The following is a 23,036-nucleotide window of genomic DNA, read 5'->3' on the forward strand; positions in this document are numbered from 1 at the left end:
CGCATGCGTGTACCGTATACGCGAATCGCTAATATGACCAGTCCCAGTATGGCAGGCGAATGTGGCGGACCGGGGGTCGCAGCCGCTTCATGCGGACCGGCCTTTGCCCGCCCCGCCGGGCAGGCTCAGTGTCCGATGACCTTGAGCGGGCTGTTGGCGCTGAGGATGAACAGCGGCTCGTCGCCGCGCAGCGGCGAGAGTTTTTGCTGGCAGGACCAGGCGGTCTCGAAGGTGTCGCGGGTGAGGTGCTTGCGATAGCGCTGGGTGGCGGCCATGCAGCCCATCAGCGGGCTTTCGATCTGCTCTTCGCGGGCGTGATTATAGATCTCGCCATCGAGCGAAAACAGTTCGGCGGCGAGCGACATGCTCTCGAAAAGCAGGTCAGGCTCGGTCTCGAGCCGCTTCCAGGTGATGAAGTCCTGGCGCATCGGCACGTTCTCGCCGTCATGGGAGAGGGTGACGCGAATGCCCTGGGCCGGTGCGTCGTACCAGGTCACCTGGACTGTGAAGGAAAGTGCTGAGTTGCGCGAGACCGGTCGGCCGGTGTCGCCATCGGTGGCGCGCGCCAGCGTCTTGTGGCGCTGGGCGGCAAGCCGCAGCGCCGTGGCGAAGGCCTTCGCATCGCTGTTTTCGGCGCCGCTGAGCTTCACGGTAACGGCGGGCAGCACCCGCTCGGTTGCGTGGCGGGCGTTGAAGAGCTTGGCCTGGGCGTCGAGGTCCAGCGTCATTTCCTGCGACGGCATCGGTGCAAAGAGCAACAGCGGCAGGACGCTCAGAACGGAGAGCGGCGAGGAGAGCGGGGCTGGCGGCCAGGCGGGGCGATGCCCGGCAAAGCGCCGCTTGGCCGGCTTCGGCTGACGCGGCGCGGGGGCGGCAGTTTCGGCCACTTCCGTCCGCGCGTGGCGGTATTCCGGAACGTAGGTTCCCTTGGGAATGGCAATGCGCCAATCCTCGTCGGCGCCGTCGCCCTCGTAGAAGGCCTTGAGCAGCTTGCGCAGCTTGCCGGCATGCACGCGCACCAGCGGGTCGCTGTCGGCGTTGAAGGCCTGTGGCCGGTCGAAGACGTCGATGGCGATCGAGTACCCCTTGAGCTGATGGCCTTCGCCGATCATCTCCTTTTCGACGACATAGGCGAGGAACGCCCGCAAGCGCTCGGAGCGCGCGAAAGCCTTGCTTTCGAGGATGCGACGGAGCGTCCGCCGTATCGTCTCATCGCAGGGTCTTTCGACCGTCGTCATCGGTGCTTGCTCCAGGGTCATGTGATCTAAAAATCTATGAAGGCGATCGCGGCGTAGGCCAGGGCCATTCGATCTGATTCGGAAATTTAAGGCCAAAAGAAGTGGTTGTCAGGGGTGATAGACGCCAAATTTGAGTTTTTTCTGAAATAAACGTAAAAATTGCGTCCTCAATCCCTGTGACAGATCGTAGCGGTGCTCGCTCGCCCGGTGCCGGCGTGCCGGCGGCCCGAAGGTCTCGTTCCGGTGATTGAGCTTTCCTGCATATTAGAGAGATCGATTGTCAAGATTTGATCAAGACAAGGCGGGCAAACGCACTGCGCGCCATTGACGCGGATATTGCATTGGTACTCCTTGGAATTGCTGCATAATCCCGACCTCAAACCGTTTCTGCTTTCGTTAAATATGCAGTAGAACATTGCATCCACATTGCCCGCATCGGGCCGTGAGCGGCCCCGCCTCTGGAAAGTTCAGACATGCCTGCAAAACTGTCCGTGAATCTGAATGCCGTCGCAATGCTTCGCAACCGGCGCGATCTACCCTGGCCCTCCGTCACCGCACTCGGGCGCATTGCGCTCGAAGCCGGCGCCGCCGGCCTGACGGTGCATCCCCGGCCGGATCAGCGCCATGTCCGCTTTTCCGACCTGCAGCCGATCCGCGACCTGATCGACGGCGCATTCCCGGAGACGGAATTCAACATGGAAGGCTACCCGAACGAGGAGTTTCTCGGTCTCGTCGAAGCGCACCGGCCGGAACAGGTGACGCTGGTGCCCGACGATCCGGCGCAGGCGACCTCCGACCACGGTTGGGATTTCCGCAAGAACCACAATCTGCTCGGCCATGTGGTCGGCCGGCTGAAGAAGAAGGGTTTTCGCGTTTCGCTGTTTGCCGATGGCGACGAGGACATGGAGGCGCTGCGCATCGCCAAGGAAACGGGTGCGGACCGCATCGAACTCTACACCGGCCCCTATGGCGGCTGCTATGACGATCCGGAAAAGGCCGAGAAGATCGCCGGCGAGCTTGGCCGCACGGCGGCGCTGGCGGCCGAGCTCGGTCTCGACGTCAATGCCGGCCACGACCTGACGGTCGCCAACCTGCCGCTGCTTGCCAGGCACATTCCGAACCTTGCCGAAGTGTCGATCGGCCACGGCCTGACCGCCGATGCGCTGGAATACGGCATGGCCGAGACCGTGCGCCGCTTCCGTCGCGCCTGCGGGCAGGAGGTCTGAGGCGCCTTCGCCATGAAGGAACTCTTCGTCGTCACCCACACGCAATCCGTCCACCATGTCGAGGGCAGGGTGGGCGGCTGGTACGATACCGGCCTGAGCGAGCGCGGCCGAAAGGATGCGGCGGCCACGGCCGAGCGTCTTGCGACCCTTGTCGGCGGGAGACAGGTCGAGATCTTCAGCTCCGACCTTTTGCGCACCGCTGAAACGGCGGCGGCGATCGCCGCGCGCCTTGCCGCGCCCGTGACGGAAACCGCCGCTCTTCGCGAAATCAGCTATGGCGTGGCCGGCGGCAGGCCGCAGGCCTGGCTCGACGCGCGCTATACCGCGGCGCCGGACGACAATCGGCTGGATCATGATTGCGGCATAGAGGGTGCGGAAACCCGCCGCGACGTGGCGCTTCGGGTCTACCCTTGCGTCGAGGCGATCGTCGCCAGGCCATGTCAGGCGCAGATCATCGTCACCCACGGTTTCACGCTGACGCTGGTGATGGCGGCCTGGATGAAGGTTCCAATCGAGGCCGCAGGTTTCTTGAGCTTCACGGCGAAATCCGGAAGCATCACCCATCTGCGCGAGGATGATTTTTTCAGGAATCGCGCCGTCGTCCGTCTGGCGGATGCCGCGCATCTGGCAAATGAGACGCCGTAACATCCTGAAAATACTCAGGGCAACGCAGGCGCGAACGCAATGCAATCTGCAACGGGGGCTGCTATAGAGTAAGCCCGTCCTCTCGCCCATCTCCGGCCCATGATCATTCAGACCAGTTTTCGCGAGCGCATCGTTCTCTATGCGCTTCTCACATCGCTGACCTCGATCAGCATCGACGCGCTGTTGCCGGGTCTGCGCCAGATCGGCGCCGACGTCGGCGTCGCGCCGCCGCTTTCCACCCAGCATGTGATTTCGCTGTTCATTCTCGGCATGGCGTTCGGCGAACTGCTGCTCGGGCCGCTTTCCGATGCGATGGGGCGGAAGAGGGCGCTGGTCCTGGGCCTTGGCGTCTATGGGCTCGGAACGGTCATCGCCATGGTGGCGAACTCGCTCGAAATGGTCATCCTCGGCCGGTTTCTTCAGGGTGTCGGCGTCTCCGGGCCGAAGATCGCGACGAGGGCGATGATCCGCGACCAGTTCGAGGGTGACGCCATGGCCCGCGTCATGTCGTTCATGTTCACGCTGTTCATTCTGGTGCCGATGCTGGCGCCGACACTGGCGCAGGGGATCATCACTGTAGCCGGCTGGCGCAGCATCTTTGCCGTCTATCTCGCGGCGGCGGGCGTTCTCGGCCTGTGGCTGGTGATGCGGCAGCCGGAAACATTGCCGGCCGACAAACGCATCCCCTTTCGCCTGGGTCTGCTCTTATCGAACGGGCGGCGCATCCTGTCGCATCGGCGGGTGACGTTGCTGATCGTCGCGACCGGGCTCGTCTTCGGCGCGCAGCTTCTCTATCTGAGCACGGCCGCCGATCTCTTTTTCGACGCCTACGGGATCGGTGAGACCTTCCCGCTCTATTTTGCCATGCTGGCGATGGGCATCGGGCTTGCCTCGTTTCTCAATGCCAAGCTCGTGCAGCGCTTCGGCGCGGAGGCGATGGCGCGCCGGGGTTTTGTGGGCCTGGCCGCGGCAGGGCTGGCGATGCTTGCGGCATCGCTCTATTGGGGCGGGCGGCCACCGCTTGCGATGCTGCTGGTGCTCGGCTTTGCCGCCTTCTTTGCGGTCGGCGTGCTGTTCGGCAATCTCAACGCCATGGCCATGCGTTCGCTCGGGCAGGTGGCCGGGCTCGGCGCATCGCTGATCGCCTCCGGCTCCAGCCTCGTGGCGACGGTGTTTTCGATCGCGGTGGGCGCTTTCTACGATGGCACGACGCTCAATCTCTCGGCCGGCTTCTTTCTCGCTGGCGTCGGCGCGCTCGTTCTGGCCGAGCTTGCGCTGAGGGCCGATGCTTCGCCGGTGGAGGCCATCCGGTAGGCGACGGCAAAAGCTGCCAAGCCTGCGTGCCAGGCATCAGCCTTCCCATGCCGGCGAGCGCGGTGCTTCGGATGCCCGGTTACCGTGCCCGGCCAAGGCAGCGATGGGCTAACCGTTATAGACGACGGAAATCTTGTTTCCGGAGGGATCGCGCATGTAGGCCGCGTACCAGTGCGGCCCATAATGCGGCCGCGGATTGGGGGCGCCCTCATCCGTTCCGCCATTGGCCATGCCTGCCTGGTAGAAGGCATCGACGTCCTGACGGGACTGGACCATGAAGCCGACCATCGAACCATTTCCAGCGCTTGCCGGTTCATTGTTGAAGGGCTTGCAGACCCACAGCACGGGACCATTGCCGGTTCCGCCTTCGGAATAGGCGCGCCAGTCCGGAAAGTCCGTGTGCGCCTTCCAGCCGATCGTCGCCAGGGTGGCATCGTAGAAGGCATTGGATCTGGCGGAATCCAATGTACCGACGGTCAGATAAACGCTCATGATTTCCCTTTTTTTAAGCGGTGAAGCCAGGAGAATTCATAGAGCGAAAACGTGAACAAAGCAAGAACAAATGGCAGTGACGACCATGGCGAAGATTGTCTGGCCGGCAGGGCGGGCAGCTCGTGCCCTCCCGGTGCCGACAGCATAGCAAAGGTCGTTTCGAGAGCCCGACGCCAACGGCCGGGCTCCCGCTGCCTGGCTTACCGCTTAGCTGGCAAGTCGCGCCTTGCTCGCTTCGAGAAAGGCGGCGAGCGTCACCGGCGTCGCGCCGGTCAGCGCGGTGACATCGCCCGTCACCATGTCGATGTGGCCCCCGCGGGTGTTGGCGTCGAAGGAAACGACGATCGGGATCAGGAAGTCCGGCAGGCCGGCGCTCTTCAGGCCGCCTGCGAGCGCCTCGTCGGAGATGTGCACGACGTTGAGGGACTTGCCGGTCGCCTTGGCGACGAGGGCTGCGATCTCGTCCGTCGAGCGCAGCTCGCCGCCCGTCAGCGTATAGGTGTGGCTCTCGCTTGTGGAGGCGGCAAGGGCTGCGGCTGCGGCCTTGGCGGCATCACCGCGGGCGATGTGGGCGAGGCGGCCTTCGCCCGAAGAAGAATACCATTGCCCGGTCTCAAGGGCATGCGGCAGCGCCATGAACAGGTTCTCCATGTACCAGCCGTTGCGCAGGATCGTATAGGGAATGCCGGTCGCCTTGATGGCGTTTTCAGTGCCGAGATGATCGGGTGCGAAGGGAATGACCGAGGTTTCCGGGCTCGGCATCGAAGTGTAGACGATGTGCTTGGCGCCGGCCTTCTTCGCAGCCGCGACGGCGGCCAGATGTTGCTTCAGCCGCTTGCCGGGCTGGTCCAGCGCGTCGGTCGAGATAATCAGGATCCGGTCGGCGCCGGCAAAGGCCTGGTCGAGCGAAGCGGGATCGTCGAAATCGGCGACGCGGGCCTGAACACCCCTGGCGATATAATCGGCGAGCTTCGCCGTATCGCGGCTGGTGGCGATGATCCGGGCCGGTGCGATGCCGGACGCAAGCAACTGGTCGAGCACGAGCTTGCCGAGTTGGCCGGTTGCGCCGGTGACGAGCAATGTATCGGACATGGTCTTTACCTTTTCTGTTTTGGCCGAGACGGAAACGCGCGCAGAACGCCGCGGCGCAGGCCTCGCCGGCTCTTCCTGCCGTTGCCTGGGAGATGCTTCGGCACATGGTCTCTTTTTGAGACTTGCTCTTATCGCGTAATCGCAGTAGGGCTGTAAAGGAGGCAGTTTTTTCTGCTGTGGTTACAAAAAGGGTACCGCCGATGAACAAGCCGACCGGGGACATGAAGGGCAAGCGCGTGGCGATCGTCTGCGGCGTGCCGATGGATATGGAAAACTGCCCGGTCCGCGACGTCATGGACAATATCGGCGGCAAGTGGAACTCGCTGATGATCCTGTCGCTCGCCGACGGCCCCTTGCGCTTCTCGCAGCTCCGCCGGCTGATCCCCGACATCTCCCAGCGCATGTTGACCCAGACGCTGCGGGACCTGCAGCGCGACGGCTACATCCACCGCACCGTCTACCCCACACAGCCGCCGAGCGTCGAATATGCGCTGACCGATCTCGGGCGCTCGCTGCTCGGCCTGCTCAAGCACTTCGTCGACTGGTCTGTGGAAAACCACGGCGCCATTCGGGCCGCGCGCGAGGTGTATGACGCGCAGGGGTAGGGCGTTTCGTAGCGGCGATGATGCCCCTTAGTCGCGGGTTGGTTGCGCTGTGGCGCGCCTGCTATTTTCGTGTCCGGTGATCGTTTCGTGGGGCTTGCCCCTCACCCTAACCCTCTCCCCGCAGGCGGGGAGAGGGGACGCGCCCGGTCGGAGCGTTGCCGAGTGGGGCAGCCGTCAGATGAGACCGAAGGCGCGCCGATCGTTGCCACGGTGACACAATTGGCGGGAGCGACGATGGAACGAGCGGGTGCCACGCGTACCCTTCGCCCGCCTGCGGGGAGAGGATGGCCGGCAGGCCGGATGAGGCGCGGCCACTTCATTGCAGCATGACGCAACGTCAAGCGCCACGCGCGACGTCGTGTCCCGGTGGCGTGACCTTGCCCTAGCACTTTGATTTTCCCTATAGTTTCGCCGATCATCTGCGTCGGGGAACCATGAAGAGACTTCATATCGGCATAGCGGGCGCCGGCCCGGCGGGGCTGGCAGCGGCACTGATGCTGTCGCGGCGCGGTCATCGGGTGGAGATCCTCGAGCGGTTCGACGCAGCTTCACCTGTCGGTTCCGGGTTGATGCTGCAGCCGACGGGGCTGACGGTCCTGAACACACTCGGCCTGTTGCAGCCGATGCTGGTCCTCGGCAGCCGGATCGACCGGCTCTATGGCGCCGATGCCAAATCCGGGCGCACCGTGCTCGACGTGCGCTATGATGCGCTCGCCGGTGGGCGCTTCGGGCTGGCGGTGCAGCGCGCGGCCCTCTTCAATACGCTTCACGATGCCGTGGCCGCGGCCGGGCTGCCGGTCAAGACCGGCGTCACGCTGACCGAGGTTCGAATGGCTGGCGGCAAGGCGGTGATGCTGGACGCGCAAGGGCATGAGGCGGGCGCCTATGATCTGGTGATCGATGCAAGCGGCGCACGCTCGGCGCTGGCAGCCGGTTCGACCGCCGCGCCCAAGGTGCGCGAGCTTGCCTATGGCGCCTTCTGGGCGACGCTCGACAGCGACGGCCTCAATCATGATGCGCAAGCTTTGGTGCAGCGCTACGACCGGGCGAAGGTGATGATCGGCATCCTGCCGGCGGGCCGCGCGCGGATGGGCGAGCGCGACCGGGTCGCCTTCTTCTGGAGCCTCCGGGTAGCGGACGCAGACGTGATACGGCAGGCCGGGCTCGATCGCTGGAAGGCGCGCATTCTCGATTACTGGCCGGATTGTGCGCCGTTGCTGGATCAGATCAGTGACTGGGAGCAACTGACGCTGGCGCGCTATGCGCACCGCACGATGCGCCGGCCGGTCGCCGGCCGCATCGCCTTTGTCGGCGACAGCGCCCATTCGACGAGCCCGCAGCTCGGGCAGGGGGCGAATATGGCGCTGCTCGACGTCGCAGCACTTTCGCATGCGCTGGAGACGGCTGGCGATCTCGATGCCGCACTTGCCGCCTATGCCGCCGCACGCCGCAACCACGTCGCGCTGTTCCAGTTGCTGTCGCTTCTCTTCACGCCGTTCTACCAGTCGGACTCGACGGCTCTCGCCTGGCTGCGCGACAGGCTGGTAGCCACAGTTGCGCGCACCCCGCCGATGCAGGGGCTGCTCGCCTCGATCGTCTCGGGCACGCTGATCGACCCGTTCAAGCCGGCGGGGCTTGCCGAATGCGATTGGCAGGCGGTGCGGGGCGGCGCGGACGGGCGCGGCCAAGCGGCCGCTCCGGCGATTTCCACCTGAGACGGCCGCGAATCCTGTATCAAGGCGATCCGGATGGCGGATGGAGGGGTTGATGGCGGACGGCGTGGCGGCCATTCTGGTGCATGTGGCCGATACGCAGGCGGGTCTTGCCTGGTATCAGCGCGCATTTCCCGACGCTGAACATCGTTTTCTTGCCGCCTTTGATTTTTCCTATCTGCGGATCGGCACCATCGATCTCGAAATCGTCCAGGCCGACGAGAAGGTGGCGAGCGGTGCTGCCGGTTCCGTCGTCTACTGGGCGGTCGCGAACCTCGATCGGGCGCTCGCCCATTTCGAGGCGCTCGGCGCGGTTCTCTATCGCGGGCCGATGGCGATCCAGGAGGGGCTGTGGATGTGCCAGGTGCGCGACCCCTGGGGCAATTGTATCGGCCTTCGTGGGCCGCGTCCGGGAAAGGGTGGCATCGACCACGAGACGGAGTTCTGAATGGCGACACGGGTGGAAATCGTTGCCTATGATCCCAACTGGCCGCAGCGTTACCGGGAGATCGCGCAGGATCTCAGGCGCATCCTGGATGCGCTGGTCATCGCCGTCGATCATATCGGCAGCACGGCCGTTCCCGGCATGGCGGCAAAGGCCGTCATCGACATCGATGTCACCTTGAGGGGGCTTCCCGACATTGCGGCTGCCAGCGCCTTGCTCGTTGCGGCCGGCTACCAGGCGCGCGGCAACCGGTACGACGACGATGTCTGGGCCTTTATGCTGCAGGGGGTCGAGCCGAAGCGGCGCGTCTATCTCTGCCCGCCGGACAACGAGACCCATCGACGGCGTCTTGTCTTCCGCGACCATCTGCGCAGCCATGCGGACACCGCCTTGGCCTACGCGGCGCTGAAGGCACGCCTCGCCGAGGCCTATCGATATGACGGCGATCGCTACACCGCTGAGAAGACGCGCTTCGTCGACGCGATCGTCGACCGCGAAGACCGGATGACAGGAGATCGGTCCGCTATGGTGCAAGCAACAGTCACTTGCGAGATCCGCTACCGGCTGAAACCGGGCCGCCTGGCGGAATTCGAGGCCTATGCGCAAACCTGGATGACGCTGATCGAGCGGCATGGCGGGACGCATCACGGCTATTTCGTGCCGCGCGAAAAACCTGAGGGCGTTGGCGCCATTTTTCCGGGGGTGGGCGAAGATGGAGCCGGCGACATCGCCGTCGCGCTCTTCACCTTTGCGGACGAGGCGGCGTATCTGCGCTATCGCAGCGATGTGGCCGCGGATCCCGATGGGATGGCAGCGAACGCGCTTTACGCCGACGATCCGCCGTTCGTGAGCTACGAGCGCGTCTTCCTGCAGCCGCTTGCGCGCCGCCGATAGCCGTCTTTGTGGCGGCTGATCCATGTGGCGCGATTGGGCAGCCTAGCCTAGCCCTCGGCTAACTACGCGGCCCGCTTGAGGCAAACCCCATCTAGTGCGAATTCGACGGCAGCTTCCGCGTGGATCGCGGTGGAATCGAAGCCCGGCAGCGGCAAGGCTCTCGGGTCGAGGGTCAGACAGATTTCGGTGCAGCCGAGGATGACGGCGTCCGCGCCTTCCGCTTCGGCCTTGTCGATCAATTCGATCAGCGCCCGGCGGGACGAGCGCAGCACCTTGCCGGCGCAAAGCTCGTCGAAGATGACATCGTGCACGAGGGTGCGGCCGTCCGCATCCGGCACCAGGATGTCGATGCCGTGGCTTCTCATACGCTCGGCATAAAAGCCGTGCTCCATGGTGTAGCGGGTGGCAAGCAGCAGCGGCCGGCGGCTGCCTGCGGCCTTCAGGCGCGCTGCCGTCTCGTCGATGATGTTGATGAGGGGGATGTCGATTGCTGCCTGAACCTGATCGGCGATCAGGTGCATGGTGTTGGTGCAGATCAGCACGCAGTCCGCACCGGCCGCTTCGACGCCCTGGGCGACATCGGCAAGCCGCTTGGCAGCGTCTTCCCAGCGGCCGGCCTTCTGCAGGTCGACGATCGACTGGAAGTCGACGGAATGCAAAAGCACCTCGGCCGAATGCAGCCCGCCCAGGTGGTCGCGAACGGCCTCGTTGACCATGCGATAGTAGACCGCCGAGCTTTCGAAGCTCATGCCGCCGATAAAACCGATCTTGCGCATAACCATTCCTCTCTGTCCGCTACTGCCGCCGTCCGTGGCGACCGTCGTTTGATGGGCTGAACTATGCCGCAGGGTCGGCAGCAATGGTTCGCTTTGATGGGAGCAAAAGCGGCCATGCGCGCGAATGGTTTGCGCATGCTGAAGTGAATGTGCAATTATGTAGCGTATGAATTTCTGATCATGGGAGGGATCGGCGTGCTCGACGATAGAGACAGGAAGCTGCTGGCGCTGCTGCAGCAGGATGCGAGTGTGGCCGTCGGCGAATTGGCGGAGCGGGTGAACCTGTCGCTTTCAGCCTGTTCGCGCCGCATCCAGCGGCTGGAGGAGGCGGGTTACATCGCCAGGCGCATCGTCGTGCTCGACCGCGAGCGCATGGGCGTGCCGACGACCGTGTTTGCCCTGATCAAGACGGCGCACCACTCGGACGAATGGATCGAAACCTTCCGCCGGGCGATCAGCGATATCCCCGAAATCGTCGAGGCCCATCGTTTGACGGGAAATCATGACTATATCGTCAAGGTCGTGCTGCCGCGTGTCGAGCACTACGACGTGGTCTACAAGCAGATCGTGCGCAAGGTCGAACTCTTCGACGTCTCCGCCTCGATCTCGATGGAAATCCTGAAGAGCGGCACGGCGGTGCCGGTCGATTATGCGGTGTGAGGCGAAATGACGAATGACGCTGTGAGCAAGGCGGTCGGTGGCGACGTTGCCGATGCGCTGGTGATTGTCGATGTGCAGCGGGCCTTTATTTCCGGGCCTGAAGCCGTGCCCGGCCATGTCGATCTGCAACGGGCCGTTGGCCTGCTTCTGCAGAAGGCGCGTTCGGCCGGCGTGCCGGTGATCTTCCTGCAGAACGATGGGCCCAAGGGCGCCGTCGACGAACCGGAGACCGATGGCTGGCAGTTGTTCTTTGCCGCCAAGTCAGGCGAGGTGGTGGTGCGCAAACGGAACGACGACGGCTTCGACGGCACCGATCTCGAAGACCAGCTCCGGGCGCGCAAGGTCGAGACGATCGCGATCTGCGGCATGCTTTCGGAAATGTGCCTGGCGGCGACAGCCCGCACGGCCATGGCTAAGGACTTCACCGTGATCCTCGCCAATGACGCACACGCCACCTATGACGTGCCGCCCGGGCCTGGCCGCTCGCCGATGGTGCCTGCGCGTCTCGCCGCACGCGCGGCCGAATGGTCGCTCGGTGACGAGATCGTGCTCACGGATGCGGTGGAAGACATCACCTTCGCCGTCGCGTCTCCGTCCTCTTAAGCTTCCCCTCCGGGTTTCGTCCGTCAGGGCGGGCCGAAGCGGGCCGCATAGTCCGAGGGCGCGATGCCCTTGCGGCGCTGAAAGGCGCGGCGCATGCGCTCGGCGTTTCCGAAGCCGAAGAGAAACGGCGCTTGCGAGACGGGCACGTCCCCGCGCTGGAGCGCCTCGCAGGCCGCATCGACCCGCAATTCCTCGACGAACTGCGCCGGGCTTGTCCCGACCTCCTGCGTGAACAGGCGGGAGAAACTCCGTTCGCTCATGCGCGCCATGTCCGCAAGCCGCGGCACGGAGAGGTCGGCTGCAAGATCGGAGCGGATCTCGGCCACCAGCGCATCGAAGCGGTCGCCTCGGCTCGTCATCTGCTGGTGCAGGGCGGCGCTGAACTGGCGCTGGCCGCCCGTGCGCTTGACGTAGAGCACCAGGGAGCGCGCGAGCCGCAGGGCCTCGCTGCGGCCGAGGTCCTCTTCGACCATCGCAAGCGCCATGTCGATGCCAGCGGTCACGCCGGCGGAGGTCCAGATGCCGTGATCCTGCTCGTAGATCGAATCCTCGCGCACGTCGATATCTGGGAAATCCTGCTGCAGCTGGGCGCAATCTTCCCAATGGGTCGTTGCGCGCCGCCCATCAAGATGGCCGCCGCGCGCGAGAATGAAGGCGCCGAGGCAGATGGAGCCGAGGCGCCGACATTTGCCGGCCATGGCCGCCAGGAATGCCCGGAGCCCTTCCGAATTCGCCGCTTCGAGCGCGCTTTGCCCGCCCGAGACGATGAGCGTGTCGGGCGCGGCGGAATCGGAAAAGGGGCGGGTATCGAGCGCAAAGCCTGTGTCGGTTGCGACCGGTCCGCCGCACTCGGAGAGCAGGGAAATAGAATAGGCCCGCGCACCCGACGCGGTGCGGGCGTCGTTGAAGACCTGCAGCGGCCCGGTCACGTCGATCAGCTTGGTGCGATCGAAGAGCACGATCGCGACGGTTCGCGCGGCATTCTCGGGGTTGGCATAAAACGAGGGCATATTGTCATTTATGCCAAAGGCTTTTCATGGGAGCAAGCGGGGACATCACCCGCCACCCTTGGAGCCGACCATGCTTGAACTCAGACCGAACTGCGAACTGTGCGACCGCGACCTGCCGCCGGCGTCCGCGGATGCGCGCATCTGCTCTTACGAATGCACCTATTGCGCAAGCTGCGTGGAAACGGTGCTTCACAATGTCTGCCCGACCTGCGGCGGCGGATTTGCGCCAAGGCCGATCCGGCCCCAGCGGTCCTTTCGCCCGGAAAAGCGGTTGGGTCTCGGCTTTGATCCCGCCAGCGACGTACGTCGCCATTCACCGTTTACGGCTGAGGATACTGCGGCGCATGTGGCGCGGATCCGGCATCTCGCGCCGGACGAGCGCTGATGGTTGCGGGCTGTTCTTGATTTTTTGCAAGGGTGACATGAGGTGGTTGCGCTTGTCCTTGGCGGTCACAACCCCAATGTTGTGGCATGTCCAACGGAAGGCCGGTCGCAAAGCCGACTGGAAAGAACATGCAGGACAGGCATCACGTGGTCGTTGTCGGCGGCGGGTTTGGCGGATTGCAACTCGTCAAGGGGCTTGCCGGCGCGCCGGTGAGGATCACCCTCATCGACCGGCGCAACCATCATCTCTTCCAGCCCTTGCTCTACCAGGTGGCAACAACGCTGATCGCGACCTCCGAAATCGCCTGGCCGATCCGCAGCCTCTGGCGCGACCGGCCCGAGGTGACGACGCTGCTTGGCGAGGTGAGCGATGTCGACGAGGCCGGAAAGGCCGTGGTGCTCAGGGACGGCAAGCGGATCGGCTACGACACGCTGGTGCTGGCGACCGGGGCGACGCACGCCTATTTCGGCCATGACGAATGGGAGCCCTTTGCCCCCGGCCTGAAGACCCTGGAAGACGCGACGACGATCCGGCGGCGGGTGCTGCTCGCCTTCGAGCGCGCCGAGCTCGAAGAGGATCCTGATCTCCGTGCCGCCCTCCTGACCTTCACCGTCATCGGTGCCGGCCCGACCGGCGTCGAGCTTGCCGGCATCATCGCCGAGATGGCGCACCGCACGCTTCCCGACGAATTTCGCCGCATCGACACGCGGCAGGCCCGTGTGATCCTGGTGGAAGCGGGGCCGCGCATTCTCGCCGCCTTCAGCGAGGATCTTTCGGCCTATGCGGTCAAGGAACTGGAGCGGCTCGGCGTCGAGGTTCGCACCGGTACACCCGTGACATCCTGCACGGAAGAGGGCGTTGTCATCGGCGACCAGTTCGTCGGCAGCCGTACGCTCGTCTGGGCCGCCGGTGTGCAGGCCTCGCCCGCTGCCCGCTGGCTGGAAATCCCGGCCGACCGCGCCGGCCGGGCGATCGTCGGCGCTGACCTCACGGCTCCCGGCCATGCCGACGTCTTCGTCATCGGCGACACGGCTGCCGTCACCTATGACGGCGGCAAGCCGGTGCCGGGCATTGCGCCCGCCGCCAAGCAGCAGGGCGCCTATGTGGCCGACGTCATCCGCGCACGGCTTTCAGGCGACAAGCCGCCCGGAGACTTCCGCTATCGCCACCAGGGCAGCCTTGCCACCATCGGCCGGCGCGCGGCGATCATCGATTTCGGCCGCTTCAAGATCAAGGGCGCGCTTGCCTGGTGGATCTGGGGCATCGCCCACATCTACTTCCTGATCGGCACGCGCAGCCGCTTCGCCGTCGCCTGGAGCTGGTTCTGGACGTATCTGAGCGGACAGCACAGTGCCCGGCTGATCACCCAGAAGGAGACGCTGAAGGAGAAGGGGTAAGGGCGAGAGGCGGCCAATGTAACGGCCGTCGTCGTCGCTTACTTCTGCACCTTCACGATCAGGATCATCGGCCGGTCCATCTCTTCGGCCAGAGCCGGGATCTCGGCGATCTGCTCTTGCGTCGGCCGCCATTCCTCGACGTGGCGGATGGCGAAGCCTGCGCCAATCAGTGTGTTCAGCGTCGTGCCGATGGTGCGGTGGTGTTTGATCACGCCCTTGGCCAGCCAGTTCGTCGTGCGCGGGCCTTCGGCTGAGTAGTGATCAACGGGCCAGGTGCGCTCGCTATCGGTGAGGCGCCAGCCGGGATTGTGCGAGGCCATGTAGATCGGGTGCTCGATGGTGAAGACGAAATGGGCGCCGGGTACCAGCGCCTTGTGGATGGTCGCGACCAGCCGGCCGAAATCCTCGACATAGTGGAAGGCAAGCGAGCTGTAGGCGAAGTCAAAGCTCGTTTCGGGCAGGTCGAGCTGGTCGAGATCGGCAATCTTGTAGTCGATTGCTGGATCTGATGTGTCGGCCTTGGCGCGGGCGATCATCTTCTCGGAGAGATCGAGCCCGAGCACATGGGCGGCACCGGCCTCGCGGGCGTGGCGCGAAAACCAGCCATAGCCGCACCCGAGATCGACGACGCGGCTTCCGGAAAGATCCGGTAGGAGCGCGCGAATCGCCGGCCATTCCGCGGCCCCGGCAAGACCATGCACCGAGCGCCCGAGCTGGCTGTAGCCCTCGAAAAACTCCTGACGATCATAGATGTTCTGGGCCATGGCGGTCTCTCCTTCTGGCTGTGCTTGTGCCGGCACGCGCCGCGCGAGAGGCGCGGGCGTCTGCGCGCGTTAGGGCGAGTGGGCATCCGGTGCCGTTACCGCGGGAACAGCATGTGCCTTTCGATCCTGCTCGAAACCGGCGGCGCTCGAAGTGCCGGCGCGTCGATTGATAGGGCGCGTGGCGCCGCAAGGTCAAGTTGCGGCTGAAGTGCAAGCTTCTATTTCGTTTTTTTTGAGGGGTGCTAATGTTCGATTCTCGTGGTCCAGTCCGATTTGCGGAGGCGTAATGTCCGAAGCCATCCATCCTGCAGCCATCCATCACCTGCCGGGCTTTATTACAGCCCCGGGCCAGTCCGACTGGCTTTTGAATGCGGTTGCCGTTTTTCTGATCGTGGCGATTTTCGCGCTCGGTACACTCTATCTCAGGCTGCATTCGCTGCCGGAGGTCATGGCGCACAAGACCAACAAGATCCAGCTGGAGCTGGTGGCGGTCCTGGCGCTCCTGTCGCTGCTCACCCACAACAACCTCCTGTGGGGCGCAGCTCTGCTTCTCGCCCTGATCGACCTTCCCGATTTCTCCTCGCCGCTTTCATCGATCGCCGGTTCGCTGGAGCGGATTGCCGGTAAGGTGGACCAGCCGACCGTGCCGGAGGCGAGGGACGTGGAGGCCGAGCCTGCAGCAAGCCATCCACAGCCGCACGCGTTGCCCGGCCACGGCCACGCATCGCCCGCTCAGCCATCGACGGAAGGGAAGGCATAAGCCATGTTCGAGTTTATCCTTTGCTCGATGCTGACCATCCTGCCCGACTATCTCTTCCGGCGTTACGGCCAGGGAAAACGCATCGGGCGCGAGATCACCATCTATTCGGTCTGGTTCGAGCTGCGCTGGGGCATCACCGCCTGCATCGTGCTGACGATCTCGCTGATCACGCTGATTTTCTACTTCCACCCGTCGACGAAGAACGTAACCGCGGCTTTCCGTACGGTCGCCGTGCTGCCGGAGACCAACGGGCGCGTCACCGAGATCTATGCCACGCGCTTTGAGAAGGTGAAGGCCGGCCAGCCGCTGTTCAAGCTCGACAGTTCGGAGGAGGAAGCGGCCGCCGAAGTCGCCCGCCGCCAGATCGCCGAGGTTGACGCCGAATTGGCTGTCGGTCGCACCGAGCTTGTTGCCGCTGATGGCGCGATCGTCCAGGCACAGGCCGACGTGAAGCAGGCCGAGGACGAATACAACACACAGGTGGAGCTTAACCGGCTCAACCCGAACGTCGTTGCCCGCCGCGAAATCGAGCGCAAGCAGGTGCTTCTCGAAGGGCGCAAGGGCGCGCTGACCGCTGTGCTTTCCAACAAGCAGACGCTGGAGACGAAGCTGCAATCGCTGCTGCCGTCGCAGAAGGCCAGCGCCGAAGCGGCGCTGAAGCAGGCGGAGGTCGATATTACCAAGACCACCGTGCGCGCCGGCGTGTCCGGCACGCTGCAGCAGTTCACGCTTCGGGTCGGCGAAATCGTCAACCCGCTGCTGAGGCCAGCGGGCGTGCTCGTGCCGGAAGACGCGGGCCGGGCGCGGCTGGTGGCCGGCTTCGGGCAGATCGAGGCTCAGGTGATGAAGCCCGGCATGATCGGCGAGGCGACCTGCGTCGGCAAGCCGTTCACCATCATTCCGCTCGTCGTCACAGAGGTGCAGGACGTGATTGCCTCCGGTCAGGTGCGCGCCAGCGACCAGCTGATCGACGTTACGCAGATCTCGCAACCCGGCACGCTGACCGTGGTCATGGAGCCGCTTTATCCCGGCGTGCTCGACGACGTTCCGCCCGGCAGCAGTTGCATCGCCAATGCCTACACCAGCAACCACGACGAACTGGACAAGCCGGGGATCAGCACGCTGCAGTGGGCCTATCTGCACGGTGTCGATGCCGTTGGCCTCGTGCATGCGGCGATCCTGCGCATTCAGGCGCTGATGCTGCCGGTGCAGACGCTGGTGCTCGGCGGGCATTAAGCACGAAGACACGCGGCCGGGGTTTCCGATCCCGGCCGGCGCCTGCCGCCTGCAGATATTCCCTTCAGGCGGGCCACCGCTTCCTTCAGCCTCGTCCGATCGCCCTCCAAACGTTGAACCCCGTCCTTGCCAACGGGGCCAATCCTCCAGCGCCAAAGCCCGCGCCGGGTCCTCGCGGTTGAAGCGGTCGGGTGTGCCGTCGAATTGCGATGCGAGACAGCGCATCTTCGCCCGGCAAGATCGCCTCGGCTGCATCGTCGATCTTGCCGGGATCGATGGTTTCAAGGGCGTGGAATTCAACGGACAGCTTCCCACCTGAAAGGCCGCAATTTTTGCGGGAGAGATCTATGTGGCGCTATCTTCCGTTGCGTCTATGCCTTGCCTCCATCTCTGGAAGGTCCCGAGAGCGCCGGGCCGTCACGGAGGGAAAAGGGGTGTCCAAAAATGATTGAGCCCCCGTGGGGACGGAGGCTCAAGCGCGCAATAAAATTAATAAAGCAACTGCACTGCAATATAACCACAAGCATGCATACTCTTCCGGGGATTGCATACTTCCGGGGCGCAATCGCAAGTACAGTGTGGCAAAAGCGTGATCTGAAAGCAATGGATTTTAAGGGGATTTTAATAGTCAATTTGGGTTACGGGAAAATCCCCAGCTTTTTCACCCAATCGGGTCAGGATTTTCCTGACGGTAGCCCGCATGGACAAAGACAAATCCCCCACACTCCCTTTTAGGTCTCGTCGGTCCCGATCGGCAGCGTCCAGGGCTCCCATATCGCATCGTGTATCGCGCCCTGGCGCAGGTAGAAGCGCTTGGCATTTTCGTTGCTCGCAAGCACCGACCATTCGATGCGCGGCGCCCCGATCGCTGCGGCATGACGTTTCAAGGCGTCGATCAGCGCCGCGCCGGCCCCCAGGGAACGTGCTGTTTCATCGACGAAAAGTTCCTTCAGCACCAGCGTCGGCTTCAGATCGTAGGTCCAGGGGATGACGTAATGCACAGCGATGCCGATGACACGGCCGCCAAACTCCGCGACCAGCACGCCAAAGCGTGGGTTGTCGCCAAGCCCATGCTCGATCAGATCGCTCTCGGTCACGCGGAACGCGTCAATATAAGCTTCGAAGACTGCAAGGCCGCGCATCAGCCGCAGCACGCAGGCGACGTCATCTCGTTTAAATGGGCGGACGATAACGGGTGACGCGGGCATCGCGATATCTCGTGCAAAGGGGTTAGCTGTCCGGGGCGGGTTACCGAGGGCCGGTGGAAGGCCGAACTTGCGGCATCATTTGCCGCAATCGCGATCGATTTCAGGCTGAAATCGATCGCGATCCAAAATGCTGCAGTGCCGCGCATCCGGCAAGGCGTGCGGCGCTGCAAAGGGCGTTTGGCGCCGGCTTAAGCGGCGAGCAGAGCCTGCGCTTCGCCGGGGGTAGCGCCGGTCGCAAAGGCGAGGCCTTCGTCTTCCCAGCCGGTGATGCCGCCGATCATGATCTTCACCGGCCGGCCGAGCCTGGCGAGCTTGAGTGCGGCCTGGTCGGCGCCGTTGCAATGGGGGCCGGCGCAATAGGCGACGAAGAGGGTATCGGCCGGCCACTCGGCCAAACGCTCCGCAGTGATCTGCCGGTGGGGCAGGTGGATCGCGCCCGGCACGTGGCGGCGCGCATAGGCCGCATCCGAGCCGACGACGTGCAGCAGCACGAAGTCCTGCTCGCCGCTCTTCAGCGCCTGGGCGACGTCGGAGCAATCGGTCTCGACGCTGAGCCGCCCGGCAAAATGGGCAATGGCGATCTCAGGCGATGCGGCGGGAATTTCGGTGACGGTGCTCATCGGGGTTCTCCTTGGCTCGGTGCGCGTTGACGAGGATATGTGTAGCAGCGCTGGATCAGGGCTGGCAGTTGGCAACATTGCCATATATGCTCAAGATCATGCCAAAGTCGTTTTCCGTTGCCGCACCACTCACAAACCCGCTCGTCGTGGCGCTCGCCTATGACGGGCTCTGTACCTTCGAGTTCGGCGTCGCCGTCGAGATGTTCGGCCTGCCGCGGCCGGAAATGGGCGAGGGCTGGTACCGCTTTGCCGTCGCCTCGGTCGATCCGGGTGAGCTTAGGGCGACCGGCGGCGTTCGCTTTGTCGCCGACGGCGGCATCGAGCTTTTGGGCCACGCCGGCACGATCATCGTGCCCGGCTGGCGCGGCGCCGATCAGCCCGTGCCGGAGGCGGTGTGCCAGGCGCTGAGGGACGCCTGCGCGCGGGGCGCGCGCGTGCTTTCCATCTGCTCCGGCGTCTTCGTGCTGGCGGCTGCCGGGCTGCTATCGGGCCGGCGGGCGACGACCCACTGGCGCTATACCGACAAGCTGAAAGCGCTTTATCCAGACATCGAGGTGGTGCCGGATGTGCTCTATGTCGATGGCGGCGAGGTTCTGACCTCGGCTGGCAGTGCGGCCGGCATCGATCTCTGCCTGCACCTGATCCGCCGCGATTTCGGCAGCGAGGCGGCCAACCGCGTCGCCCGCCGTCTCGTCGTGCCGCCGCATCGCGATGGCGGCCAGGCGCAGTTCATCGAGCGGGCGGTGCCCGACGTGCATGAGAGCGCCCGGCTCGGGCCGCTGCTTGACCGTATGCGCGAACGGCTCGGTGAGGACTTTTCGATTGCGGCGCTGGCAAAGGCTGCGGGCATGAGCGAGCGCACCTTCCTGCGCCGCTTCGAGGCGGCGACCGGCACGACGCCGGCGCGCTGGCTTTTGTCCGAGCGGCTGTCGCGCGCCCGGCAATTGCTGGAGGAGACCGCGCTCGGCATGGAGCAGGTGGCGGAAGCCTCCGGCTTCGGCTCCACCCAGACGCTGCGTCATCACTTCCGCCAGCAGCTTTCGACGACACCCGCCGCCTACCGTGCCGCCTTCGGGCGGATGGCGGGGCCGGCCACAAACGTGGCTGCGGAGTAACCTTCGCGGAACGTTGATCCGGTATGTGATGCGGGCGAGTGGACGTTATAGGTAGGCACGAGGCGATTGTGACAACGACTTCAAAGTCACAGCGAGTGAAGCGCAAGGTGGGTGATATCCTGCGCGTCGATTTGGGCTCTGGTGGGCACGCCTATGCGCAGGTTGCGAGCGAGCCGTTGATCGTCTTCTTCGAAGGCGTGTTCACAGCAGACCTCTCAGTCGAGGAAATTCCCGCTCTGCCCGTCGCGTTTACACTTGGTGTGTCCAGGCATGCGGTGACCAGTGGGCTCTGGCCAGTGATCGCTTCGCGACCGTTGACGCCAGAAAGTGCGCGGGAGCCGTTCTTCTTCAAGCAGGACGTCATCAACGGCCGCCTGTTTCTCTATCATTCCACCTTCGCCGACCAGAGTTTTGAGCGCCCGGCCTCCCTTGCCGAATGTGAGGGCCTCGAACGTGCCGCGGTGTGGGAACCGGGGCACGTCGTTGACCGACTACGCGATCATGCGGCGGGGCGGCCGAACCGATGGGTGGAGGCGTTGAAAATCGACACCTCGCGCCTGACATCCCCAAGCCGACCTTAGCCGCTGGCCGCTACGCCTCCGACAAGGCAGGCTCGCCGCCGTCCTTGCGGAAGAACGACCGGAAGAACACGGCGTCGGGTGCTGCGGCGATCGCTCTGGCGACGATGGCCGTGGCGACGATGGCAAAGACCAGCCGGCCGAAGAAGACGCTGGTGAAATCCGCCCCCAGCGCCACGACCACCAGCGTGTCCTCGATGAGGCTATGGCCAAAGCCCATGAAGACGCAGGCGAGGAACACCTGGCGCGGCTCGACCTTGGCCTCGCGCGCCTCGCGGATCAGAAGCGCGCCACCATAGGAAATGCCAAGCAGCACGCCGACGGCGGCAAAGGGCACGGTCTCGGTCTTGACGCCCGCAAGGCGAAAGAGCGGCGCCATGCCCCGGTTCAGCCATGCGAGGATGCCGACGAGCTTGAGGATCTCGATCGTCCAACTGAGCACGAGCAGCACGACGAGCATGGTCAGAAGCGTCTTCAGCGTGCCGAAGGCGAAGGCGACCCAGCCGGAGCCCTCGTTGGCCGGGATCCAGGTGGGGGCGAGCGGGGTTGCAAGCCATCCGGTGACGGCGAAGAGCTGATGCAGGAGGGCTGCGAAGATGAGGCCGCCGCCGATCCTTATCGCGGCGGTGACGAGGAAGCTTGGGCCCGCCTTCTGGATGATGCGCTGTTCGATCGGGATGGCATGGGCCACCAGCATCAGCGCTGAAAACACCGTCATGTCGGCAGTCGTCAGCTCCGAGACCGGCACCAGCGCGAAGACCACGACGACGGCGCCCCAGATGCCGACGAGCAGGCCGGTGAGCCACGCGAAGGCAAACTCGGGCGGCAGGCCGATCACCGTCATGACCGGCTCAAAGGCGGGTGCGACCGCGCGGATCACGCCGAGTTCCTGCAGCACATGGGTGACGATGGTGACGGGCACGATGATGCGCACCAGATCGAAGTAGACTTCGAGGGTGGCAAGGGTCTTGCGGTAGAGGATGATCAGGACGGTCATGGCGGTCTCTCCTTGGGATGTTGTCCAAGGACTAACGCCAGGCCGTTCGCAGTTGTGGTCAAAATATGCACCTTTGTGCAATAAAATTGCAAATGACCGCAACAGGGGGACGGACGGGGATGGACAAGATCGACAGCAAGCTCTTGAGGCTCTTGCAGGTGGATGCCTCGCGCACCAATGCCGAGCTTGCGGAAGAGGTCGGCCTTTCGCCATCGAGCTGCCTGCGCCGCATCAGGCGGCTACACGAGACCGGCGTCATCGACCGGATCGTCGCGGTGCTTAATCCCGCAAAGGCTGGTCGCACCATGAAGGCGATCATCACAGTCGAGCTCGAGCGCCACGGCGAGCAATATATCCGCCGCTTCCTCGACATGGCGGAAAAGGAGCCGGCAGTGATCCAGGCCTACAGCGTCAGCGGCGAGACCGACGCCATTTTGATGCTGCGGCTGAAAGACATGGACGAGCTCGACGCGCTGACCGAGCGGCTGTTTCGCGAGGAAACCAATGTCGCGCGCTACTACACCGCCTTCGTGATCCGTACCGGCAAGGAGACGACGGAGATACCGGTGTGAGAAGACACCGAACCGTGGGGAACGACCCGAAACGACAGGCGCTGGCGGGCCGGCGGTCCCGACGGGATCCCGATCAAGTGTTTTCGACGAGATAATCGCGCAATCTACTCTTCAAACTCTCGACGACTTCAGGGTGTTTCAGGAAGTCAGCGATCGACATCATTGCCCACTGCTGGCCCTCGTCGCCAAACCTTACAGGCCCGAAACCCTCTTCGAGCTTGCCAACAAGGAAGTAACTTCCAGGGGTGATCGTATTCTGCGCCGGATAATACCGCGTCCACACGATCCACGCCGGATCGACCGCGATATCGAACTCCTCGCGGGTCTCCCTGATTGCGCACTCGACCGGGCTCTCATCATCCTCTCGTCCGCCCCCCGGAAGATCCCACATGCCGGGGAAGGGGATTTCCGGCTTTTGATCACGCTGGTAGGCAATCAAAAGCCCCTGAAAGAGCAATGCGATTTTTGCGCCCTTGAAGGGGATGAAGGCCATTTGCGAAACCCTGCGCTTGCTGAGCGAAGCTCAACTCTCGTCTTCGATGAATCCCGATTTTTTGCAAAGCCGAAGATCTTGCAATTTGGCAACGCTCGCAATGATTGTTTCTGGTGTGACACAACCCGGCGTTTTCGGGTTACCATCCTGACAGGCGTCGTCTTATCTGGACCGAAAAGGCCGGTTGACCGGGAGCATG

General features: G+C 64.1%; 26 protein-coding genes. 16 read left to right on the forward strand and 10 right to left on the reverse strand.

The window, feature by feature from the left end; translation table 11 throughout:
* Positions 1-125: 125 nt before the first annotated feature.
* Positions 126-1,238 (reverse strand): hypothetical protein, encoded by a 1,113-nt coding sequence (locus IB272_RS06950; RefSeq protein ID WP_034792748.1) that lies wholly within the window; start codon positions 1,236-1,238, stop codon positions 126-128.
* Between the two features lie 473 nt (positions 1,239-1,711).
* On the opposite strand from IB272_RS06950, the gene IB272_RS06955 reads away from it, so the two are divergent.
* The 3 genes from IB272_RS06955 (at position 1,712) to IB272_RS06965 (ending at position 4,423) form a co-directional block, all read left to right on the forward strand.
* The gene (locus IB272_RS06955; RefSeq protein WP_034792749.1) at positions 1,712-2,464 is read left to right on the forward strand and encodes a pyridoxine 5'-phosphate synthase; all 753 of its coding nucleotides are present in this window, start codon (positions 1,712-1,714) and stop codon (positions 2,462-2,464) included.
* 12 nt (positions 2,465-2,476) lie between these two features.
* Complete coding sequence (locus IB272_RS06960) at positions 2,477-3,109, forward strand: histidine phosphatase family protein (protein WP_060582737.1); 633 nt, start codon at positions 2,477-2,479, stop codon at positions 3,107-3,109.
* 99 nt (positions 3,110-3,208) lie between these two features.
* Positions 3,209-4,423: a multidrug effflux MFS transporter gene (locus IB272_RS06965; RefSeq protein ID WP_060582738.1), complete on the forward strand. Its 1,215-nt coding sequence runs from the start codon at positions 3,209-3,211 to the stop codon at positions 4,421-4,423.
* A gap of 108 nt (positions 4,424-4,531) precedes the next feature.
* Here IB272_RS06965 and IB272_RS06970 read toward each other — a convergent pair whose 3' ends face one another.
* Complete coding sequence (locus IB272_RS06970; protein WP_060516004.1) at positions 4,532-4,915, reverse strand: VOC family protein; 384 nt, start codon at positions 4,913-4,915, stop codon at positions 4,532-4,534.
* Between the two features lie 207 nt (positions 4,916-5,122).
* The gene (locus IB272_RS06975; RefSeq protein ID WP_060516005.1) at positions 5,123-6,007 is read right to left on the reverse strand and encodes an SDR family oxidoreductase; all 885 of its coding nucleotides are present in this window, start codon (positions 6,005-6,007) and stop codon (positions 5,123-5,125) included.
* A 200-nt stretch (positions 6,008-6,207) separates the two neighbouring features.
* On the opposite strand from IB272_RS06975, the gene IB272_RS06980 reads away from it, so the two are divergent.
* The 4 genes from IB272_RS06980 (at position 6,208) to IB272_RS35570 (ending at position 9,663) form a co-directional block, all read left to right on the forward strand.
* On the forward strand, positions 6,208-6,612 hold the full coding sequence (locus tag IB272_RS06980) for a helix-turn-helix domain-containing protein (protein ID WP_034792759.1): 405 nt from the start codon (positions 6,208-6,210) through the stop codon (positions 6,610-6,612).
* Between the two features lie 434 nt (positions 6,613-7,046).
* Complete coding sequence (locus IB272_RS06985) at positions 7,047-8,327, forward strand: NAD(P)/FAD-dependent oxidoreductase (RefSeq protein ID WP_060582739.1); 1,281 nt, start codon at positions 7,047-7,049, stop codon at positions 8,325-8,327.
* A gap of 52 nt (positions 8,328-8,379) precedes the next feature.
* On the forward strand, positions 8,380-8,772 hold the full coding sequence (locus IB272_RS06990; protein WP_060582740.1) for a glyoxalase/bleomycin resistance/dioxygenase family protein: 393 nt from the start codon (positions 8,380-8,382) through the stop codon (positions 8,770-8,772).
* A complete protein-coding gene (locus IB272_RS35570; protein ID WP_113135895.1) occupies positions 8,773-9,663 on the forward strand; it encodes a GrpB family protein in 891 nt (296 codons plus the stop codon).
* Positions 9,664-9,725: 62 nt separating this feature from the next.
* Here IB272_RS35570 and IB272_RS07000 read toward each other — a convergent pair whose 3' ends face one another.
* A complete protein-coding gene (locus IB272_RS07000) occupies positions 9,726-10,445 on the reverse strand; it encodes an aspartate/glutamate racemase family protein (RefSeq protein WP_113135896.1) in 720 nt (239 codons plus the stop codon).
* A 189-nt stretch (positions 10,446-10,634) separates the two neighbouring features.
* On the opposite strand from IB272_RS07000, the gene IB272_RS07005 reads away from it, so the two are divergent.
* Both IB272_RS07005 and IB272_RS07010 read left to right on the forward strand, forming a co-directional pair.
* Positions 10,635-11,099, forward strand: coding sequence for an Lrp/AsnC family transcriptional regulator (locus tag IB272_RS07005; protein WP_043622517.1), 465 nt, complete (start codon positions 10,635-10,637; stop codon positions 11,097-11,099).
* A 6-nt stretch (positions 11,100-11,105) separates the two neighbouring features.
* Positions 11,106-11,702, forward strand: coding sequence for an isochorismatase family protein (locus tag IB272_RS07010; RefSeq protein WP_060582741.1), 597 nt, complete (start codon positions 11,106-11,108; stop codon positions 11,700-11,702).
* Between the two features lie 23 nt (positions 11,703-11,725).
* Here the strand turns inward: IB272_RS07010 and IB272_RS07015 are convergent, their stop codons facing one another.
* A complete protein-coding gene (locus IB272_RS07015) occupies positions 11,726-12,712 on the reverse strand; it encodes a helix-turn-helix domain-containing protein (RefSeq protein ID WP_113135897.1) in 987 nt (328 codons plus the stop codon).
* 70 nt (positions 12,713-12,782) lie between these two features.
* Here IB272_RS07015 and IB272_RS07020 point away from each other — a divergent pair, with 70 nt between their 5' ends.
* The gene (locus IB272_RS07020; RefSeq protein ID WP_060582792.1) at positions 12,783-13,097 is read left to right on the forward strand and encodes a DUF1272 domain-containing protein; all 315 of its coding nucleotides are present in this window, start codon (positions 12,783-12,785) and stop codon (positions 13,095-13,097) included.
* A gap of 128 nt (positions 13,098-13,225) precedes the next feature.
* Positions 13,226-14,494, forward strand: a complete 1,269-nt coding sequence (locus IB272_RS07025; protein ID WP_060582743.1) for an NAD(P)/FAD-dependent oxidoreductase — start codon at positions 13,226-13,228, stop codon at positions 14,492-14,494.
* Between the two features lie 38 nt (positions 14,495-14,532).
* On the opposite strand, the gene IB272_RS07030 is transcribed toward IB272_RS07025, so the two are convergent.
* Positions 14,533-15,258 carry a class I SAM-dependent methyltransferase gene (locus tag IB272_RS07030; protein ID WP_060582744.1) on the reverse strand — a complete coding sequence of 242 codons (726 nt, stop codon included), beginning with the start codon at positions 15,256-15,258 and terminating at the stop codon, positions 14,533-14,535.
* A 286-nt stretch (positions 15,259-15,544) separates the two neighbouring features.
* Between IB272_RS07030 and IB272_RS07035 the strand changes: the two genes are divergently transcribed.
* Both IB272_RS07035 and IB272_RS07040 read left to right on the forward strand, forming a co-directional pair.
* A complete protein-coding gene (locus IB272_RS07035; protein WP_051659258.1) occupies positions 15,545-16,018 on the forward strand; it encodes a hypothetical protein in 474 nt (157 codons plus the stop codon).
* A 3-nt stretch (positions 16,019-16,021) separates the two neighbouring features.
* A complete protein-coding gene (locus IB272_RS07040) occupies positions 16,022-17,254 on the forward strand; it encodes an HlyD family secretion protein (protein ID WP_034792791.1) in 1,233 nt (410 codons plus the stop codon).
* A gap of 731 nt (positions 17,255-17,985) precedes the next feature.
* Here the strand turns inward: IB272_RS07040 and IB272_RS07045 are convergent.
* Both IB272_RS07045 and IB272_RS07050 read right to left on the reverse strand, forming a co-directional pair.
* Positions 17,986-18,462: a GNAT family N-acetyltransferase gene (locus IB272_RS07045; protein WP_113080968.1), complete on the reverse strand. Its 477-nt coding sequence runs from the start codon at positions 18,460-18,462 to the stop codon at positions 17,986-17,988.
* Positions 18,463-18,650: 188 nt separating this feature from the next.
* Positions 18,651-19,082, reverse strand: a complete 432-nt coding sequence (locus tag IB272_RS07050; protein ID WP_060582746.1) for a rhodanese-like domain-containing protein — start codon at positions 19,080-19,082, stop codon at positions 18,651-18,653.
* An 86-nt stretch (positions 19,083-19,168) separates the two neighbouring features.
* Between IB272_RS07050 and ftrA the strand changes: the two genes are divergently transcribed.
* Positions 19,169-20,197: a transcriptional regulator FtrA gene (ftrA, locus tag IB272_RS07055; RefSeq protein ID WP_089043500.1), complete on the forward strand. Its 1,029-nt coding sequence runs from the start codon at positions 19,169-19,171 to the stop codon at positions 20,195-20,197.
* A gap of 107 nt (positions 20,198-20,304) precedes the next feature.
* Positions 20,305-20,778 carry an immunity 26/phosphotriesterase HocA family protein gene (locus tag IB272_RS07060; protein WP_162733042.1) on the forward strand — a complete coding sequence of 158 codons (474 nt, stop codon included), beginning with the start codon at positions 20,305-20,307 and terminating at the stop codon, positions 20,776-20,778.
* Positions 20,779-20,788: 10 nt separating this feature from the next.
* On the opposite strand, the gene IB272_RS07065 is transcribed toward IB272_RS07060, so the two are convergent.
* Positions 20,789-21,772: a nucleoside recognition domain-containing protein gene (locus tag IB272_RS07065; protein WP_060582748.1), complete on the reverse strand. Its 984-nt coding sequence runs from the start codon at positions 21,770-21,772 to the stop codon at positions 20,789-20,791.
* 119 nt (positions 21,773-21,891) lie between these two features.
* Between IB272_RS07065 and IB272_RS07070 the strand changes: the two genes are divergently transcribed.
* On the forward strand, positions 21,892-22,344 hold the full coding sequence (locus IB272_RS07070) for an Lrp/AsnC family transcriptional regulator (RefSeq protein WP_034792802.1): 453 nt from the start codon (positions 21,892-21,894) through the stop codon (positions 22,342-22,344).
* A gap of 73 nt (positions 22,345-22,417) precedes the next feature.
* Here IB272_RS07070 and IB272_RS07075 read toward each other — a convergent pair whose 3' ends face one another.
* On the reverse strand, positions 22,418-22,837 hold the full coding sequence (locus IB272_RS07075; RefSeq protein WP_192444245.1) for an NUDIX hydrolase: 420 nt from the start codon (positions 22,835-22,837) through the stop codon (positions 22,418-22,420).
* Between the last annotated feature and the right edge of the window lie 199 nt (positions 22,838-23,036).

It is taken from the genome of Ensifer sp. ENS08, from assembly GCF_014852195.1.
Taxonomy (GTDB): Bacteria; Pseudomonadota; Alphaproteobacteria; order Rhizobiales; family Rhizobiaceae; genus Ensifer; species Ensifer adhaerens.

Coding starts and splice junctions, on each gene's coding strand:
- IB272_RS06950 (WP_034792748.1), bottom strand. CDS start 1,238: ATGACGACGGTCGAAAGACCCTGCGATGAGACGATACGGCGGACGCTC.
- IB272_RS06955 (WP_034792749.1), top strand. CDS start 1,712: ATGCCTGCAAAACTGTCCGTGAATCTGAATGCCGTCGCAATGCTTCGC.
- IB272_RS06960 (WP_060582737.1), top strand. CDS start 2,477: ATGAAGGAACTCTTCGTCGTCACCCACACGCAATCCGTCCACCATGTC.
- IB272_RS06965 (WP_060582738.1), top strand. CDS start 3,209: ATGATCATTCAGACCAGTTTTCGCGAGCGCATCGTTCTCTATGCGCTT.
- IB272_RS06970 (WP_060516004.1), bottom strand. CDS start 4,915: ATGAGCGTTTATCTGACCGTCGGTACATTGGATTCCGCCAGATCCAAT.
- IB272_RS06975 (WP_060516005.1), bottom strand. CDS start 6,007: ATGTCCGATACATTGCTCGTCACCGGCGCAACCGGCCAACTCGGCAAG.
- IB272_RS06980 (WP_034792759.1), top strand. CDS start 6,208: ATGAACAAGCCGACCGGGGACATGAAGGGCAAGCGCGTGGCGATCGTC.
- IB272_RS06985 (WP_060582739.1), top strand. CDS start 7,047: ATGAAGAGACTTCATATCGGCATAGCGGGCGCCGGCCCGGCGGGGCTG.
- IB272_RS06990 (WP_060582740.1), top strand. CDS start 8,380: ATGGCGGACGGCGTGGCGGCCATTCTGGTGCATGTGGCCGATACGCAG.
- IB272_RS35570 (WP_113135895.1), top strand. CDS start 8,773: ATGGCGACACGGGTGGAAATCGTTGCCTATGATCCCAACTGGCCGCAG.
- IB272_RS07000 (WP_113135896.1), bottom strand. CDS start 10,445: ATGGTTATGCGCAAGATCGGTTTTATCGGCGGCATGAGCTTCGAAAGC.
- IB272_RS07010 (WP_060582741.1), top strand. CDS start 11,106: ATGACGAATGACGCTGTGAGCAAGGCGGTCGGTGGCGACGTTGCCGAT.
- IB272_RS07015 (WP_113135897.1), bottom strand. CDS start 12,712: ATGCCCTCGTTTTATGCCAACCCCGAGAATGCCGCGCGAACCGTCGCG.
- IB272_RS07020 (WP_060582792.1), top strand. CDS start 12,783: ATGCTTGAACTCAGACCGAACTGCGAACTGTGCGACCGCGACCTGCCG.
- IB272_RS07025 (WP_060582743.1), top strand. CDS start 13,226: ATGCAGGACAGGCATCACGTGGTCGTTGTCGGCGGCGGGTTTGGCGGA.
- IB272_RS07030 (WP_060582744.1), bottom strand. CDS start 15,258: ATGGCCCAGAACATCTATGATCGTCAGGAGTTTTTCGAGGGCTACAGC.
- IB272_RS07035 (WP_051659258.1), top strand. CDS start 15,545: ATGTCCGAAGCCATCCATCCTGCAGCCATCCATCACCTGCCGGGCTTT.
- IB272_RS07040 (WP_034792791.1), top strand. CDS start 16,022: ATGTTCGAGTTTATCCTTTGCTCGATGCTGACCATCCTGCCCGACTAT.
- IB272_RS07045 (WP_113080968.1), bottom strand. CDS start 18,462: ATGCCCGCGTCACCCGTTATCGTCCGCCCATTTAAACGAGATGACGTC.
- IB272_RS07050 (WP_060582746.1), bottom strand. CDS start 19,082: ATGAGCACCGTCACCGAAATTCCCGCCGCATCGCCTGAGATCGCCATT.
- ftrA (WP_089043500.1), top strand. CDS start 19,169: ATGCTCAAGATCATGCCAAAGTCGTTTTCCGTTGCCGCACCACTCACA.
- IB272_RS07065 (WP_060582748.1), bottom strand. CDS start 21,772: ATGACCGTCCTGATCATCCTCTACCGCAAGACCCTTGCCACCCTCGAA.
- IB272_RS07070 (WP_034792802.1), top strand. CDS start 21,892: ATGGACAAGATCGACAGCAAGCTCTTGAGGCTCTTGCAGGTGGATGCC.
- IB272_RS07075 (WP_192444245.1), bottom strand. CDS start 22,837: ATGGCCTTCATCCCCTTCAAGGGCGCAAAAATCGCATTGCTCTTTCAG.